This window comes from Ruegeria sp. CI8, from assembly GCF_056536865.1.
The window spans coordinates 232,235-247,905 of the sequence record NZ_JBQFQL010000001.1 but is presented as its reverse complement, the minus strand read 5'-3'; the positions used below and the strand labels follow the sequence as shown (position 1 = coordinate 247,905).

Below are 15,671 nucleotides of genomic sequence, written 5' to 3'. Positions count from 1 at the left end.
TGGCTTAGCGTTCGGTCAGCTTCAATTCGATGCGACGGTTCTTTGCCCGCGCTTCCGGAGTGTCCGCCGTATCGACAGGTTGAAACTCTCCAAATCCGTTTGCTGACAGACGTTCCGGCGGAATGCCCAACTGTTCGACCATGTAGCGCACGACCGACAGCGCCCGCCCTTGGCTGAGCTCCCAATTGTCTCGATACCGTCCTGTTCCGTTCAGCGGGATATTGTCCGTGTGACCGTCGACCCGGATGACCCAGTTCAATTCGGGCGGAATGTCCGCCGCAATCCCACTCAGAATGCCCGCCACTTTCGCGACCTCGCGCCGGCCATCCTCGGACAGAACCGCCGAACCGGGTGGGAACAGCACCTCGGACGAGAATACGAAGCGGTCGCCCTCGATCCGAACGCCTTCCTGGTTGCCCAGTACGTCGCGCAGGCGACCAAAGAACTCGGAGCGGTACCGCTGCAGGTCTTCGGCCTGTGCCGTAAGTTCCTGATTCTGGCCGGCCAGTTTCTCGGCCTCGGCCTCCAGGCGGACGCGTTCGGCCTCTTCCAACAAGCGGCGGCGCCGTTCTTCGGAAGCGGCCCGGGCAAGGGCCGCGTTCAGGTCCTGACCAAGGGTCTGAATTTGCACCTCGGCCTCGGCATTCCTGTCCTTGTAGTCATCCAGCAGCGCCTGCAACGACCCCAATTGGCCGCGCAATGCGGCGATCTGCTGGTTCAACAAGGCCGTCTGGCGTTGCGCCTTGGCGGAAAGAGCCTTTTCGGTGGCGATCGTTTCCCGGGCAACGGCAAGCAAGGCGTCACGCTGCTCGGCCAGCGTCCGCTGACTTTCGGCCTCGGCCTCAGCTTCGGTTCGCGCCGCAAGGGCTGCTTCAAGCTGAGCCTTGAGCTCTTCGTCATTCAACTCACCGAATTGCCGCTCAAGCTCGGCTTTGGCCGTCTGAGCGGCGGCCAACAGTGTCAGTGTTTCCTCGGCCTGTTTACGCTGCTCTTCCAGTGCCAGGGTCATGGCCGTCAATTCGGCATCCGCATTCTGCAATCTGTTGCGCAGTGCCTCAGCGGCAGCAGCCTCGGCGACGCGGGCGGCTTCCTCTTCAGTCAGTTGGCTTTGCAATTCCGCGATCTGGGCCGCGCGCGCACTGTCCGCTTGCTCAAGGTCGGCTACCAAGGCCTCCAGCGCTTCGCGGCGTGCAGCCGCCAGCCGTGCGGCCTCGGCCTGGGCATCCACCTCCGCACGGCTTTGTGCCAAGGCAAGGTTCAATGCCTCCTGCTCGGAAAGCAGTTGCTCGCGCTGGGATTCCAATTCGGCAATATCGCCCTGCGCGCGCGCCTGATCAGCCAAAAGCGCGGCAACTTGCGCTTCGAACCCTGTGATACGAGTCTGCGCCTCTTCCAACTCCGCCGCGCGCTGGTCACGCTCCGAGGTGAGTGACGAGATCAAGGCCTGCGCCTGGCTCAGATCCTCTTCGGCCTGCGACAGCGTCGTGTTCAGTGCCCCCAACCGGGCCTGCAGGCGGCTGTTCTCGCGCTCTTCCAGGCCCAAGGCATCCGCAAGGGCGGCCACTTCGTCCGACAGGGCCGTCAGCTCGTCTTCCTGTCCGGAGATGGTTTCACGCAGCACGAACTGCACGACCATGAAAATGGTCAGCACAAAGGTCATGACCATCAGCAGCCCCGTGATTGCATCAACGAAGCCGGGCCAAACCGAGCCTTGGAAACGCTGACCGGTTCGACGAGACAGGGCCATGTGTTATTCTCCGCCCGGTGTGTGGCGCGCCGCCCCGCGCGGAAGCGTCAGCGCCTTGACCAGCAGCTCGAAATCCTTGCGCAGTTCGTTCATGCTGTCCTGGCGACCGGCCGAGATTTCTTCGAGAATGCGCAGAAGCTGCACGTCCATCGACCGCAGCCGCATTCGGCTTTCGGCGTCGATCCCCTCGCCCGCACCATGTTCACGCATATGATCCAGCAGCGCGTCCTGCCCCAACGCGATCCGCTCAAGCGCGGCGGTGACCCCTTCGCTTTCCGCCTGCCGTTGGTTCATGTCCGCGATGACATCGACCAATGCACCCAGCTTGGCCGACACCTCGGCGCGATCCGCCTCCTGGGCCGCGAACAGGTCCTGCAGCGCGTCCATCTGCTCGGACATGGAATCAAGGACCGGGGTCAGCACCGCAAGTTCCGCACCGCCTTCATCTCCGGCGGCAAATCCGACGCGCGTGATCGACGACAGCCATTCCTCAAGCTCACGGTAGAAGCGGTTCTGCCCGTGGCCGGCGAACAATTCGAGCAAACCCACGATAAGCGATCCGGCAAGCCCCAACAGGGAGGACCCGAACGCCACGCCCATGCCTTGCAGCTGGGATTCGAGGCCACTCATCAGACGATTGAATACGGCCAGGCCTTCTTCGCCCTCTTGCGGGTTCAGGCTGCGAATGGTGTCGACAATTGCAGGAACCGTTGTTGCCAAGCCGAAGAATGTGCCCAAAAGACCCAGATAGATCAGTACGTTGGTGATGTAGCGGGTGAATTCCCGCTCTTCCTCGACCCGTTCCGCAACAGAATCCAGGATCGACCGGGTCGATGTCGAGCTGATCTGCGATTTCGCGCCGCGCGCGCGAAGCAGCGACGCCAAAGGGGCCAACAGCTGCGGTGTACGAGCGTCTTCGCGCACGACGCCGCCCACGAACGCTTCGATCCAGCGAACCGAACCGATCAACTGGGTCACCTGATAGAAACAGGCCACGACGCCGATGACAAAGACCAGCAGGATGAATCCGTTCAGATAGGGGTTGGCATAAAAAACCGGCAGCACGTAGGGCAGAGCCATGAACACGCCCAGGCCCGACAGCCCGATGGCGATCAGCATCATCACGATTTGACGGATCGGTTGCGAGAAATGCGGTCTCGCGCCCTGCTGTACATGCGCCATGCGCGTCTTTCCCGGTTTTGCCTGCTCTAAGGCGAATCTATCGAAAATCTGGTGGCAAGGCCAAGGGTTTATGCGGTCAGGCTGCGCACCCGTTGCGCCAACCACTCAAGATCCGGGTCGTGCAACCCGATCTCGGACAGGTGTTCAGCGGTATTGTAAAGATACTCGGGGTTGGGGCCGCGGCCGCCCACGGCCTGCGCGATGATTTGCGCCTGCTCCTCCAGCGGCAGACCCCCGCAATACTGCACGTGGTCGGGATCGATCACATAGGTCACTGCCGTCACCGTCTGGCCGCTGTCCAGATGCACATCCAGCATCTTCTCCACGTAGGCGGACGAGATCAGTTCACGCTCGCGCAGTTCCTCGAGGGTGCGGTCCTCATGGCCTGGTTCGACCGCCAGCGCCAAGCCCTTGCAATGGGCATCCGGGTGTTCGTCCAAAGCCAAGACAAGTCCGGGGTTCTCCTCGGTTCCGCGGTGATGGATCGACCGCATGCAGAATGACCGCGCATAGCCGTGAAGTGTAGCCTGTTCGCACCGGGCCACCGGAAAGCCCGGATTCCACAACAGCGACCCGTATCCGAATACCCACATCGTCATAGTTCTGGTCCTTGCCCGTTTAGGCCTATAAACATCAATTCCAAGGCAGGAAAAAGGGCCATTTGCGATGCGCCGACTGGTACGAGTGTTCATATTTCTGGCCATCCTCTGGGGCGGGTATTGGGCCATAGCCGGGTATGGGCTGCGCAGCGCCATCACCGGTTGGTTCGCGCATCAGCAGGATCTTGGATGGCAGGCCGACTATTCCGACGTGGAAATCGCCGGATTTCCGCTGCACCACGTGACCCGCCTGAACAGTGTAGCGCTGGCCGATCCGGTGAACGGCACAGCCTGGAGCGCGGATTGGATCGAATTCGAAAGCCCCGCCATCTGGCCCGGACGACAGATCTTGCGCTTTGCGGATACGCCGCAGCGGCTGTCCTATTTCGACCAGACCGCAATCATCCTGGCCGACAGCCTTCAGGCGGAACTGAATCTGCGTCCGGGCGTCGCGCTGGAGCTGGAGAAGATGGCCCTGACATCGGCCCACTGGTCGGTGACCGAAGACGGAACCGACATGGCTGCCGGCCAGTCACTTGCCCTGGTCATGGAACAAGGCACCCAGCCCGAGAGCTATGCGATCGGGGTCAGTTCGGATGCCTTCACGCCCGGTGAAGACCTGCGCGCGCTGATGCGAACGGCTGCTTCGCTGCCCCAAGCCTTCGAGACACTCGAACTGGACATGAATGTCACCTTCGACAAAACCTGGGACCGTTCCGCGCTGGAAGAACGTCGCCCTCAACCTCGGTTGATCGACCTGCATCTGGCCGAGGTGCAATGGGGCGAATTGCGTCTGTTTGCAACTGGCGAACTGGAGGTTGATGAACAGGGCATTCCGGTTGGAGAGATTGCGGTCAAAGCCGAGAACTGGCGTGATATGATCGCCATGGCCAATGCTGCAGGTGCCCTGCCCGATCAGGCCGTTGATCCGGTCACGCGGGCGTTGAACCTGCTGGCAGGTCTGGGGGGCAACCCCAACGCGCTGGACCTGCAGCTGAATTTCCGCGACGGGTTCGTGGCTTTGGGACCATTGCCGTTGGGCCCGGCCCCGCGTCTGATCCTGCGTTAGCGGCAGTAGGGTCCGCTGCGGTAACGGGCGGTATCAAGGTGGAAATGGTTCTGATGATAGCGGTCTGAATTCGGGCCCAGCACCGTGCCGAAGGGCCCGCACGCTCCGCGCCAGATTTTGGTCAGCTGTTTCTTCGAGGGGTTCTTGCGCCAACCGTCCAGAACCGTCACCACCTCGCCATCGGCCATTTTGAACCCCGAGATATCAATGGCCCGACCCTTGCCATGTTCCGAGATCCTGGCACCTTTCCGGTTGTTCCGGGTACGGCAGGCGTAATGCGCAGCTACCTGCAATTCGATCACTGGACCGCGCCGTTTGAACGTCGGTTTGACGGTCTTGTCGACCCATTTGTTCAATGCGATCGCCGTGCCGCAATCCATCGTCGATGGGCGGCTGAGAACCACGCCGGACACCGATGTGATCTGGACGGCGTCCTTGATCCCGCAGGCTTTGATCTTGCCGGGAACCGAGCCCACGGCCTTGCCCTGAATGGCGATGTCACCGCACACCGATCCTTTACGCAGTTTTCGCTTTTTGAACAGGACTTGCTGTTCCAACGCCTCGGACCGCAGATAGGGCTTGAGCGAGGTATCCGGTCCAAGCAGCGGAAGGTCGGCCGGGCGCGCTGCCACGGCCAGCACCTGAGGGGATACGGGCCGCACCACGGGTCGCATCTTCGCTGGTACAGCGATCGGCGTCGCCGGACTTGCCGGGACATAAGCGGCCTGCACCAGCTCTGACACCGGGGATGGCCGCGCAACCGGAACCGGTGATGTGTCGGGGGCCGATGCAGTGGCTGCGCCGGCCCATACCATCGCTATAACCGTCAGAGCTTTGCCTTTGATCAGTTTCATGACTTGGCCTTTACGCGCCCGAAATCAGGAGCGTCGGTGTCCTGACCCGCGTCGATGATGCCGCGCCGGATTGCGCGGGTGTGGGTAAAATAGTCGAACAGGTGCTGACCGTCGCCCGTGCGGATCGCGCGCTGCAGGGCAAACAGCTCTTCGGTGAAACGGCCGAGGATTTCCAGCGTCGCATCCTTGTTGGTCAAAAACACGTCGCGCCACATGGTCGGGTCCGAGGCCGCGATCCGGGTGAAATCGCGGAAACCGGCAGCCGAGTACTTGATGACCTCGGAGTCGGTGACGCGCCGCAGGTCGTCGGCGACGCCCACCATCGTATAGGCGATCAGGTGCGGCGCGTGGCTGGTGACGGCCAGAACCAGATCATGGTGATCGGCATCCATCTCGTCGACATTGGATCCCATCCCTTCCCACAAGGCGCGCAAGCGGGCGATGGCCTCGGGATCAGACCCTTCAACCGGAACCAGCAGGCACCAGCGGTTGTCGAACAGCTCGGCAAAACCGGATTCGGGGCCGGAATGCTCGGTTCCGGCCAGCGGGTGGGCGGGCACGAAATGCACGCCTTCGGGAATATGCGGGCCGACCTCCTCAATGACGTGCCGCTTGACCGAACCGACATCCGACACGGTTGCGCCGGGATTGAGCACCGGCGCGATGTCCTTGGCGACGGCGCCCATTGCGCCCACCGGCACGCAGAGCACGACCAGATCGGCACCCTCGACCGCTTCTTGCGCGGTGTCGCAGACCCGGTCGCACAGACCGATGCGCCGTGCGGTGTCGCGGGTGGCCTCGGACCGGGCATAGCCGGTCACTTCGCGCGCCAGCCCGGCACGCTTGACCGCCCAGTACATCGACGAGGCGATCAGACCCAACCCGATCAGCGCCACGCGGTCATAGATCTGGCTCATGCGGCGCCCCCTTTGAACGCGGTGATGGCCGCAACCACGCGGCGACAGGCCTTTTCGTCGCCCACGGTGATCCGCAGCGCGTTGGGCAGCTTGTAGCCCGCAACCCGGCGCACGATCAAACCTTTCGATTGCAGATAGGCGTCGCAGGCCTCGGCCTCGGCCTGATCCGCGAAACGCGCAAGGATGAAATTGGTGCAGGACGGATCGGACGGAACGCCGATCTTGGCCAGCTCGGCCGACAGCCATTCGCGCAGGCGGGCGTTTTCGGCCCGGCAGAACTCGACATATTCCACATCGGCCACGGCGGCCTCGGCCGCCGCGATGGCCGTCAGCGACAGATTGAAGGGCTGGCGCACGCGGTTCAGCACGTCGATGATTTCGCGATGCGCATAGCCCCAGCCGACCCGCATCCCGCCCAGCCCGTAAATCTTCGAGAAGGTCCGGGTCATGATCACGTTGTCGAACCGGTCCACCAGACCGGCGCCGCCGTCAAATCCCGGCGCGAATTCCGCATAGGCGCCGTCCAGAACCATCAGGCAGGTCTTCGGCAGGCCCTCGGCCAGGCGCGTCAGCTCGGCGTCCGAGATCATGGTCGAGGTCGGATTGCCCGGGTTGGTCACGAACACGATCCGGGTGCGGTCGGTCACCGCGGCCAGGATCGCATCGACATCGATCTTGCGCTCGCGCTCGGGCACCTCGACCGGAGTCGCGCCGGCCATGCGGGCGATGATCGGATACATCGAGAATCCATGCTCGGTATGGATCACCTCGTCGCCCGGCCCGGCATAGGCCTGGGCCACGAATTGCAGCACCTCGTCACTCCCCACGCCACAAATGATCCGGTCGGGGTCCAGCCCGTGCCGCTCGCCGATCGCCGCGCGCAGGTTGTAGTGATCGGTCACCGGATAGCGATGCAGCATCGTGGCGCTGTCGCGCACGGCTTCGATCGCCTTGGGGCTGGGGCCAAAAGGGTTTTCGTTGGAACTCAGCTTGATGACGTTTTCCACGCCCTCGACATGCGACTGGCCGCCCTGATACAGCGCGATGTCCATGATGCCGGGTTGCGGGATGATCTTGTTCATGAGGGGCTCCGTTGGTTGCGCCCCTCATACAGGTCTCAAAGCCTTGGGAAAAGCGGCAATTCCGTCACGCCGCCTTGAAGCGGGCGGTTGCCGGATCGGCGGCGTAGAAAGGGGCGTATTCCTGCGTACGGCGCGACAGGTCGTTGACGCTGTCGATGATGAACTGAACCGTGTCCTCGGTCATCATGTACGAGAAGTTCAGCCGCACCCAACCCGGTTTCTTCATCTCTTCTCCGGCCGACAACGCCGCGTGCAGCGCCTCTGAGGCCGCCTTGTCGATGCCCAGCAGCCGATGCGCATAGGGGCCCGCGCAGGCACACCCGCCGCGCGCCTGAATGCCGTAGATGTCGCTGAGCATCCGTGTGAACAGCTGTTGGTGTACCGGCTGCCCGGTGTTGTCGCGCACCAGGAAGGAAAAGATCGGCAGGCGGTGAGGATGGTCCACCCCCAGCAGGGTCAGGTTCGGGTTGTCACGCCACCCATCCAGCGCCATGCGGTTGTACAGCGCCTCGCGCCGGGCGATCTCGTCGGTACCCACGGCATCCTTGACGATAAAGGCCAGCGCCGCGCGGATATCTCCGATCACGTTCGGGGTTCCGGCCTCTTCGCGGGTGGCCAGATCGGTGCTGTAGTCGTGGCGCCAGGGCGAAACGAAGCTGACCGTGCCCCCGCCCGGCCAACTAGGACAGGTGCGGCGCACGGCGCCCCGGTTCACGATCAGAACGCCCGAAGCCCCCGGCCCGCCCGGAAACTTGTGCGGAGACACGACGATGGCATCCTTGCGCGCATCGTCCGGCCCCATATCCATCGGCAGGTAGGGCCCGCCCCCGGCATAATCCCAGACCGCGCGCGCCCCGTGCCGTTTCAGCAGCCGCGTCACCGGATCAGGGTCGGTGATCACGCCCGTGACATTCGACGCCGCCGAGAATGACCCGATCACCAGATCCGAGTCCGCATGGTCGATCAACGTCTGTTCGAGCACCGCCATGTCCGGCCCGCCCTCGGGGCCTTCGGGGATCTCGATGACCTGCGCCTTGCTCTCGCGCCAGGGCAGGATGTTCGAATGGTGCTCGTACGGGCCAATCAAGACAACCGGCCGGTCAGCCTCTTGCACTCCCATCAAACTGACCAGCCGGTTGAGCCCCGCAGTGGCGCCGGACCCGGTGAAGATCACCGCGTCATCTCCCCTCGCGCCAACGATGCGGGCTATTTCCGCGCGCGCCTCGCGGCGCAGTCGCGTCATGTAGGAGCCGCAATAGGAGGCCTCGGTGTGGCTGTTCGCATAGAAAGGCAACACATGCTGGGCCACAAAATCCTCGACCTGCCGCAAGGCGCGGCCCGAGGCAACGTAGTCCGCGTAGACAAGCGGCACGTCCCCATGCAGACCCGGGATCAGAACGTTCTCTCCGATCAGCCCGTCGCGCAGGGTCGAATTGTGAGTGGCGGCTTGGATTTCTGCACGAAAATGGGACAGGGTCATGTCATTGGCTCCATATTGCATTTCCAATATGATCTACTTGATCTGAGTAAACTTCACCTATCTTTGCTTGAATTATTAAATTTTTGGGTCATATGATCTGGAATGAATGAAAAGATAGATCAAATTGACAAGCGCCTCCTGCGCGAACTGCAAAAGGACGCAACCCTTTCCCAGCGCGAACTGGCCGAGCGAGTCGGCCTTTCGCAAAACGCCTGCTGGCGGCGGTTGAAGGCGCTGAACGACGCAGGCGTCCTGACAGGGTCGACGGCCCGGATCGCGCGCGAAAAACTGGGGCTGAATCTGGTCGTATTCGTTATGCTGCGCACGCGTCACCACTCGGCCGAATGGCTGCAGGCCTTTCGCAGCCATGTCCTGACCATTCCGGAAGTCGTGGATTTCCACCGGATCGGCGGCGACTACGACTATCAGCTACGGGTCGTGACGCAGGATATGGCGACCTATGACAAAGTCTATCAGCGCCTGATCGAGAAGGTCGAACTGGACAGCGTGACCTCGTATTTCGCGATGGAGGCGATCGCCGAAGACCGCCCTCTGCCGATCTGAGTGTTTGCCATGAAAAAGGGCCGCACCTTCGCAGGTACGGCCCGTTTTCTGAAACTGCCCGCGAAGATCAGTTCTTCGCGTAGAATTCGACGACCAGGTTCGGTTCCATCATGACCGGGTACGGCACGTCGCCCAGCGACGGGGTGCGCACGAAGGTCGCGGTCATCTTCGAGTGGTCGACTTCAAGGTAATCCGGAACATCACGCTCGGCCAGGCCAACGGCTTCCAGAACGACGGCCAGTTGCTTGGACTTGTCGCGGACCTCGATCACGTCGCCTTCCTTGACGCGGTAGCTGGGGATGTTCACCCGCTTGCCGTTCACTTTGACATGGCCGTGGTTCACGAACTGACGTGCGGCGAACACGGTCGGCACGAACTTGGCGCGGTAGACGACAGCGTCCAGACGGCGCTCCAGCAGGCCGATCAGGTTTTCACCAGTGTCGCCGTTCACACGTACGGCTTCGGCGTAGATGCGGCGGAACTGCTTCTCGGTCAGGTCGCCGTAGTAGCCTTTCAGCTTCTGCTTGGCGCGCAGCTGCAGACCGAAGTCCGAAAGTTTGCCTTTGCGGCGCTGACCATGCTGGCCGGGGCCGTATTCACGACGGTTGACCGGGGATTTCGGGCGACCCCAGATGTTTTCGCCCATCCGGCGGTCGATTTTGTGCTTGGCAGACGTGCGTTTGGTCACGGCTGATCTCCTTCTTAAGGTCGAGGCCCTGACAGGCCACTATGAAGGGCGTTGTCCTCTTGAGGTTTCCCCCATGACAGGCATCCCCTTGCGGGGGCCACCAACACCAATGAAGCCGCGCTTATATCTGCGAACAGACCAGAGTCAACACGCTGCGATACGTGGACGAAAAAATAGTTCCCAAGGAATGGGCGGCCTATTCAGCGGCGGTCGCAGCCATATGCGGCGCAAGAACCAACGTTTGCTCCGTTGAACTGCGATGCGTGGGGAAGGAAACAACATTGCCCGCATCCGACTGGCTTGCGTCGGCATATTCTTCGACGGCGCACACCCAGAAGTCCTGACCCCGCGCGGGGCAGCCATTTTGGAACAGAAAAACCGCGTCTTTCTGACCCTCGACCAACGTCAACTCGGCCTTGTAGGTCTGCGCCCCATTCGTCAATGAGATAACTGCAAGCGTGGCGATCGGCTTCAGCGTTGCGGCTTCGGGGCCATGCCCGGCCAGCGCCATCAACGCCTGATCATGTCCAGTCTGAACGGAATATTCCGCGTTACAGTCCGGCAAGCGTGTCATGCACCCATGCCACGACCAAGACGCTCCAATGGCCAAATCTGCCACAGGCGCTGCTTCAAGCCCGTCAATTTCCGTCTGGGACCAAAATACTGCTACGCGACCGTTATACCCGGCTGTCATCTGCCCGCCCGACCTTTCAAACTCATCACCCCGTACACTAGCGGTGTATCAATGATGAATCCGGCCGAAAAGAGACGGAATTGCAGCTTTCACGAGAATGTTGCCGGAGAGTCAAATCAAATTGAGACTCCGGCAAAACACAATACAACTTTAACGACAGTTATGTGGCACTCGTCAACCGCATTTCGAGTGTCCGCAGCTGCGGCAGGTCATGCAGCCCTCGATCATCACCATGTCATACTGGCCGCAGGACGGGCAGGCCTTGCCGCGTGGGGCATCCATGTTGACCACCTGTGCCTGCGGGTCGGACTTCAGCCCCATCCCTTCCCCCTCAAGGAACCCGATCGCGATCATGTGCTGCTCGATCACGCCGCCGATGGCCGCCAGGATCGAGGGGATGTACTTGCCCTGCACCCAGGCCCCGCCGCGCGGGTCGAACACGGCCTTCAGTTCCTCGACCACGAAAGACACGTCGCCCCCGCGCCGGAACACGGCCGAGATCATCCGCGTCAACGCCAGCGTCCAAGCGTAATGCTCCATGTTCTTCGAGTTGATGAACACCTCGAACGGACGCCGCCGGCCACCGATGACGATGTCGTTGATCGTCAAATAGATCGCGTGTTCGCTGTCGGGCCATTTCAGCTTGTAGGTCGAACCCTCAAGCGATTGCGGCCGGTCCAGCGGTTCGGACATATAGATCACGTCGCCGCCGTCCACCTCGTGCGGGGCATCGGCGCTTTCGCCCGGCACCTTGTCGTCGCTTTCCGAGACGGTCAGAACCGAGCCGGTCACGTCGTTCGGGCGATAGGTGGTGCAGCCCTTGCAGCTCTGATCCCAGGCCTGCATGTACACGTCCTTGAAGGCATCGAACGAGATGTCCTCGGGGCAGTTGATCGTCTTCGAGATCGAACTGTCGATCCATTTCTGGGCGGCCGCCTGCATCTTGACATGCTCGGCCGGGGTCAGGGTCTGAGCGTTCACGAAAAAGTCGGGCAGTTCGACGTCGCCGAACTTGTCGCGCCACATCTGAACGGCATAGTCCACCACCTCTTCCTCGGTGCGCGATCCGTCTTTCTGCAGCACCTTGCGGGTGTAGGCATAGGCAAAGACCGGCTCGATCCCCGACGACACGTTACCCGCATACAGCGAGATCGTCCCGGTGGGTGCGATCGAGGTCAGCAGAGCATTGCGGATCCCATGCTCGCGGATTGCCTCGCGGACATCGTCATCCATCTGCTGCATGGTGCCGCTGGCCAGGTATTTCTCGGCATCGAACAGGGGAAAGGCCCCTTTTTCCTTGGCCAAGTCCACCGACGCCAGATACGCGGCGCGGGCGATCGCGTGCAACCAGCGCTCGGTCTGACGCGCCGCCTCGTCCGAGCCATAGCGCAGACCCAGCATCAACAGCGCATCCGCAAGCCCGGTCACGCCCAGACCGATACGACGCTTGGCCTGCGCCTCGGCGGCCTGCTGCGGCAGCGGGAATTTCGAGGCATCCACCACGTTGTCCATCATGCGAACGGCCGTGGCGACAAGCTCCTGCAATGCCGCCTCGTCCAGACGAGCCGCGTCTTCGAACGGTGCTGACACCAGCCGCGCCAGGTTGATCGAACCCAACAGACAGGCGCCATAAGGCGGCAGTGGCTGCTCTCCGCACGGGTTGGTGGCGGCGATGGTCTCGCAATAGCTCAGGTTGTTGGCCTGGTTGATCCGGTCGATGAAGATCACGCCCGGCTCGGCATAGTCATAGGTGGCCTGCATGATCTTGTTCCACAGATCGCGGGCCTGCACCGTGTGATAGACCTTACCGTCAAAGACCAGATCCCACGAAGCATCGGCTTTGACCGCCTCCATGAAGGCATCGGTCACCAGCACCGACATGTTGAACATGCGCAGCCGGGCCGGGTCGGATTTCGCGGTGATGAACTGTTCGATATCCGGGTGGTCGCAGCGCATGGTCGCCATCATCGCGCCCCGGCGCGAGCCGGCCGACATGATGGTGCGGCACATCGCGTCCCACACATCCATGAACGACAGCGGCCCCGAGGCATCGGCGGCCACCCCATGCACATCCGCGCCGCGCGGCCGGATGGTCGAGAAATCATAGCCGATCCCCCCGCCCTGCTGCATGGTCAGCGCGGCCTCTTTCAGCATGTCGAAGATGCCGCCCATGCTGTCGGGGATCGTGCCCATGACGAAACAGTTGAACAGGGTCACTTGCCGCGCGGTGCCTGCTCCGGCCGTGATCCGCCCGGCGGGCAGGTATTTGAAATCCTCAAGCGCTTCGTAGAACTTCTGCTCCCAATGCGCGGGGTCCTTTTCCACCCGTGCCAGATCGCGCGCAATCCGCCGCCACGAATCCTCGACCGACTTGTCGATCGGCGTGCCATCCGCCTGTTTGAAGCGGTATTTCATGTCCCAGATCTGCTCGGCGATGGGGGCGGCAAAGCGGCTCATTGGTGATTCCCTGTCTTGAAAGAGGCATCCAGATTAGCCCAAACCCGCGCCGAACCACAACAGCTTGATAGCGCGCAACGGTAAGCTACAATATAAAGATGGTCCGTGGGACGACTCTGTGGGAAAGCTGTGGATAAGTACATCAACCTCGTGAAACTCTCGGTCGGGTCCGAGAGCGTTGACAGCCTGATCGCCTGGCAGGACAGCTATCGCCGGCGGTTCGCGGACGGCCTGCCCCGCCACATCACCCGCATGTGGCCCAAGCGCGAGGCCGAGATTCTGAACGGCGGGTCGATCTTCTGGGTCATCAAGGGTGTCATCCAGTGCCGCCAGCGCATTTTGCGGCTGGACGAGGTGACGGGTGAGGATGGCATCCGCCGCTGCGCCATCGTGCTGGACCCGCAGGTCCACCGCACCCAGGGCGCGCAGAAACGGCCGTTTCAGGGCTGGCGCTATCTGAAACCCGAAGACAGTCCCGCAGACCTGCCCGAAAGCCGTGCGCAGGACGACGCCCTGCCCGAGGATCTGAACCGCGCTTTGGCTGAAATCGGCGTGCTCTGATCTCAGCCTAGGCGGCGCATCACTTCTGCCAGGGCGGCCTTTTCCGCGGCGCCGTACTCCGCGACCCGGCTGCGCCACAAAGTGGCCTGCGATTGCAGGATCAGCCCATCTGACAGGATCTTGAGGTGGTTGGCGCGCAGGGTCTCACCGGTCGAGGTGATGTCGGCAATCGCCTCTGCGGTTTCGTTCATCACCGTGCCCTCGGTCGCCCCCTGGCTGTCGACCAGCGTATAATCGGCAACCCCGGAATCGGTCAGGAACTCGCGCACCAGACGGTGGTACTTGGTGGCGATCCGCAGGCGGTGCCCATGCGTGGCCCGAAAGGCGGCGGCGGCGGCGTCTAGGTCATCCAGCGTCTCGACATCGACCCAGCAGGCCGGAACCGCGATCACCAGATCGGCCTGGCCAAAACCCAGCGGTGCGATTTCTTCGACCTGCTGTTCCCAGCGCGGCAGTTTCTCGTGCACCAGATCGGTGCCGGTCACGCCCAGGTGAATACGGCCGGCAGCCAGCTCGCGCGGGATCTCTCCGGCCGACAGCAGGATCAGCGAGACATCCTCGATCCCGTCTACCTTGCCTGCGTATTCCCGGTCAGACCCGGCCCGCGACAGCTCGATCCCGTGGCGGGCGAACCAGGCAAAGGTTTTCTCCATCAGCCGCCCCTTGGACGGCACGCCCAGCTTCAGGGTCATTGGCCCGCCTCCTCGATTTCCAGCATCAGGTCGGGGCGCAGCACGCCACCCACCGCCGGGATCTCGGCCCCGTTGCCCAGCCGCCGCGTCAGCGCGTCATAGCGCCCGCCGGTGGCGATGGGCGGCAGGTCGGGGCGGCGCTCGGCGTAGAAACCGAAAACGAACCCGTCGTAATATTCCATCGAGGTGCGCCCATACGAGGCCTCGAAATCCAGCTTGCTGACATCAACGCCACGCGCCTGCAGGGCGGCGATACGCGCCTCGAGCCGGTCCAGCGCGGGGGTGATCTGGGGCAGATCGACGGCGATGTCGCGCAGATGCTCCAGCGCATAGGGCATGGTCTCGCGCACGCCCAGCAACGAATCCAGCCCGGCCATCTCCGTATCGGAAATCGGCGGTGTGTCGCGGTCGGCGCGCAGGGCGTCGATGCGGGCGGTGATCTCAGCCGGCCGGCGCTTGCCGATCATCGGCGCGTCGCAGGCCATCGGGTCGGCCGCCGCGAGCAACGCGGCGCGGTGGTCCGGCTCGGGCTTGCGGCCCGCGAACCGGTCCAGCAGAGCCCGGAACCGGCGCGGACGCCATAGGTGGCGCATCAGCGCGGCCTTGCGTTGGTCGGATGTGCGCAGGCCTTGTACGGCCGCGGTCAGAATGCCGATGTCGCCGGTCGCCGCGCGCAGCGGCAGGCCCCGCAATTGCAGGGCAAACAGTGAGAATACCTCGGCATCGGCCCCTGCCGGATCGTCGCGGTCAAAGACCTCGTAGCCCACCTGGATGTATTCATTGGCGCGGTCGGGATCATGTTCCTGACGGCGGAACACCTCGCCCGAATAGGTATAGCGCGCCGGTTCGGCCCCGTCGCGCATGTGCATCTGCACCACCGGCAGAGTGAAATCCGGGCGCAGCATCTGTTCGCCGCGCAGCGCGTCCGAGGTGACATAGGCGCGCGCGCGGATATCCTCGCCATAAAGGTCCAGTAGCGTCTCGGCCGATTGCAGCAGCGGCGTGTCGACGACCTGCGCCCCGGCGGCCTCGAAACGCACGCGCATCATCGCGGCCCGAGCCTGGATCTGGGATCGGTTGGGCAT

The 15,671-nt window shown here is 62.7% G+C and carries 15 protein-coding genes; 3 read left to right on the top strand and 12 right to left on the bottom strand.

Annotation, left to right across the window (positions count from 1 at the left end):
- Positions 1-4: 4 nt before the first annotated feature.
- The 3 genes from ACR0DA_RS01175 to ACR0DA_RS01165 all read right to left on the bottom strand — a co-directional run bounded on the left by ACR0DA_RS01175 (position 5) and on the right by ACR0DA_RS01165 (position 3,528).
- On the bottom strand, positions 5-1,747 hold the full coding sequence (locus ACR0DA_RS01175) for a peptidoglycan -binding protein (RefSeq protein ID WP_480752681.1): 1,743 nt from the start codon (positions 1,745-1,747) through the stop codon (positions 5-7).
- 3 nt (positions 1,748-1,750) lie between these two features.
- Positions 1,751-2,929, bottom strand: coding sequence for a biopolymer transporter ExbB (locus ACR0DA_RS01170; protein WP_170364854.1), 1,179 nt, complete (start codon positions 2,927-2,929; stop codon positions 1,751-1,753).
- 68 nt (positions 2,930-2,997) lie between these two features.
- Complete coding sequence (locus ACR0DA_RS01165) at positions 2,998-3,528, bottom strand: gamma-glutamylcyclotransferase (RefSeq protein ID WP_480752679.1); 531 nt, start codon at positions 3,526-3,528, stop codon at positions 2,998-3,000.
- A 67-nt stretch (positions 3,529-3,595) separates the two neighbouring features.
- On the opposite strand from ACR0DA_RS01165, the gene ACR0DA_RS01160 reads away from it, so the two are divergent.
- Complete coding sequence (locus ACR0DA_RS01160) at positions 3,596-4,597, top strand: DUF2125 domain-containing protein (RefSeq protein WP_480752678.1); 1,002 nt, start codon at positions 3,596-3,598, stop codon at positions 4,595-4,597.
- Here ACR0DA_RS01160 and ACR0DA_RS01155 read toward each other — a convergent pair.
- From ACR0DA_RS01155 to ACR0DA_RS01140, 4 genes are all read right to left on the bottom strand, one after another.
- Positions 4,594-5,451: an extensin-like domain-containing protein gene (locus tag ACR0DA_RS01155; RefSeq protein ID WP_480752677.1), complete on the bottom strand. Its 858-nt coding sequence runs from the start codon at positions 5,449-5,451 to the stop codon at positions 4,594-4,596. The two genes, ACR0DA_RS01160 and ACR0DA_RS01155, sit on opposite strands and share 4 nt — an antisense overlap.
- Entirely contained in the window at positions 5,448-6,368 is a 921-nt protein-coding gene (locus ACR0DA_RS01150) for a prephenate/arogenate dehydrogenase family protein (protein ID WP_480752675.1), read from the bottom strand. Before ACR0DA_RS01150 ends, ACR0DA_RS01155 begins: the two co-directional genes overlap by 4 nt.
- The gene (hisC, locus tag ACR0DA_RS01145; RefSeq protein ID WP_170444541.1) at positions 6,365-7,450 is read right to left on the bottom strand and encodes a histidinol-phosphate transaminase; all 1,086 of its coding nucleotides are present in this window, start codon (positions 7,448-7,450) and stop codon (positions 6,365-6,367) included. Before hisC ends, ACR0DA_RS01150 begins: the two co-directional genes overlap by 4 nt.
- Positions 7,451-7,514: 64 nt before the next feature.
- Positions 7,515-8,930, bottom strand: coding sequence for an aminotransferase class V-fold PLP-dependent enzyme (locus ACR0DA_RS01140; protein ID WP_170420243.1), 1,416 nt, complete (start codon positions 8,928-8,930; stop codon positions 7,515-7,517).
- A 102-nt stretch (positions 8,931-9,032) separates the two neighbouring features.
- Between ACR0DA_RS01140 and ACR0DA_RS01135 the strand changes: the two genes are divergently transcribed.
- A complete protein-coding gene (locus tag ACR0DA_RS01135; protein ID WP_170450976.1) occupies positions 9,033-9,494 on the top strand; it encodes an Lrp/AsnC family transcriptional regulator in 462 nt (153 codons plus the stop codon).
- Between the two features lie 67 nt (positions 9,495-9,561).
- Here ACR0DA_RS01135 and rpsD read toward each other — a convergent pair whose 3' ends face one another.
- From rpsD to ACR0DA_RS01120, 3 genes are all read right to left on the bottom strand, one after another.
- Positions 9,562-10,182 (bottom strand): 30S ribosomal protein S4, encoded by a 621-nt coding sequence (gene rpsD, locus ACR0DA_RS01130; RefSeq protein WP_093964621.1) that lies wholly within the window; start codon positions 10,180-10,182, stop codon positions 9,562-9,564.
- Between the two features lie 196 nt (positions 10,183-10,378).
- Positions 10,379-10,756: a hypothetical protein gene (locus ACR0DA_RS01125; protein WP_170527655.1), complete on the bottom strand. Its 378-nt coding sequence runs from the start codon at positions 10,754-10,756 to the stop codon at positions 10,379-10,381.
- A 294-nt stretch (positions 10,757-11,050) separates the two neighbouring features.
- Positions 11,051-13,333: an adenosylcobalamin-dependent ribonucleoside-diphosphate reductase gene (locus ACR0DA_RS01120; RefSeq protein ID WP_480752673.1), complete on the bottom strand. Its 2,283-nt coding sequence runs from the start codon at positions 13,331-13,333 to the stop codon at positions 11,051-11,053.
- Between the two features lie 129 nt (positions 13,334-13,462).
- Between ACR0DA_RS01120 and ACR0DA_RS01115 the strand changes: the two genes are divergently transcribed.
- Positions 13,463-13,894: a DUF1489 family protein gene (locus ACR0DA_RS01115; RefSeq protein ID WP_149776173.1), complete on the top strand. Its 432-nt coding sequence runs from the start codon at positions 13,463-13,465 to the stop codon at positions 13,892-13,894.
- Between the two features lie 2 nt (positions 13,895-13,896).
- On the opposite strand, the gene hisG is transcribed toward ACR0DA_RS01115, so the two are convergent.
- Complete coding sequence (gene hisG / locus ACR0DA_RS01110; RefSeq protein ID WP_149776172.1) at positions 13,897-14,586, bottom strand: ATP phosphoribosyltransferase; 690 nt, start codon at positions 14,584-14,586, stop codon at positions 13,897-13,899.
- The gene (locus tag ACR0DA_RS01105; protein WP_480752671.1) at positions 14,583-15,671 is read right to left on the bottom strand and encodes an ATP phosphoribosyltransferase regulatory subunit; all 1,089 of its coding nucleotides are present in this window, start codon (positions 15,669-15,671) and stop codon (positions 14,583-14,585) included. The genes hisG and ACR0DA_RS01105 overlap by 4 nt, the downstream gene beginning before the upstream one ends.

Bases quoted from the DNA above. Each gene is read 5' to 3' on its own strand.
- ACR0DA_RS01175 (WP_480752681.1), bottom strand. From the start codon at position 1,747: ATGGCCCTGTCTCGTCGAACCGGTCAGCGTTTCCAAGGCTCGGTTTGG.
- ACR0DA_RS01170 (WP_170364854.1), bottom strand. From the start codon at position 2,929: ATGGCGCATGTACAGCAGGGCGCGAGACCGCATTTCTCGCAACCGATC.
- ACR0DA_RS01165 (WP_480752679.1), bottom strand. From the start codon at position 3,528: ATGACGATGTGGGTATTCGGATACGGGTCGCTGTTGTGGAATCCGGGC.
- ACR0DA_RS01160 (WP_480752678.1), top strand. From the start codon at position 3,596: ATGCGCCGACTGGTACGAGTGTTCATATTTCTGGCCATCCTCTGGGGC.
- ACR0DA_RS01155 (WP_480752677.1), bottom strand. From the start codon at position 5,451: ATGAAACTGATCAAAGGCAAAGCTCTGACGGTTATAGCGATGGTATGG.
- ACR0DA_RS01150 (WP_480752675.1), bottom strand. From the start codon at position 6,368: ATGAGCCAGATCTATGACCGCGTGGCGCTGATCGGGTTGGGTCTGATC.
- hisC (WP_170444541.1), bottom strand. From the start codon at position 7,450: ATGAACAAGATCATCCCGCAACCCGGCATCATGGACATCGCGCTGTAT.
- ACR0DA_RS01140 (WP_170420243.1), bottom strand. From the start codon at position 8,930: ATGACCCTGTCCCATTTTCGTGCAGAAATCCAAGCCGCCACTCACAAT.
- ACR0DA_RS01135 (WP_170450976.1), top strand. From the start codon at position 9,033: ATGAATGAAAAGATAGATCAAATTGACAAGCGCCTCCTGCGCGAACTG.
- ACR0DA_RS01125 (WP_170527655.1), bottom strand. From the start codon at position 10,756: ATGACACGCTTGCCGGACTGTAACGCGGAATATTCCGTTCAGACTGGA.
- ACR0DA_RS01120 (WP_480752673.1), bottom strand. From the start codon at position 13,333: ATGAGCCGCTTTGCCGCCCCCATCGCCGAGCAGATCTGGGACATGAAA.
- hisG (WP_149776172.1), bottom strand. From the start codon at position 14,586: ATGACCCTGAAGCTGGGCGTGCCGTCCAAGGGGCGGCTGATGGAGAAA.
- ACR0DA_RS01105 (WP_480752671.1), bottom strand. From the start codon at position 15,671: ATGCCCAACCGATCCCAGATCCAGGCTCGGGCCGCGATGATGCGCGTG.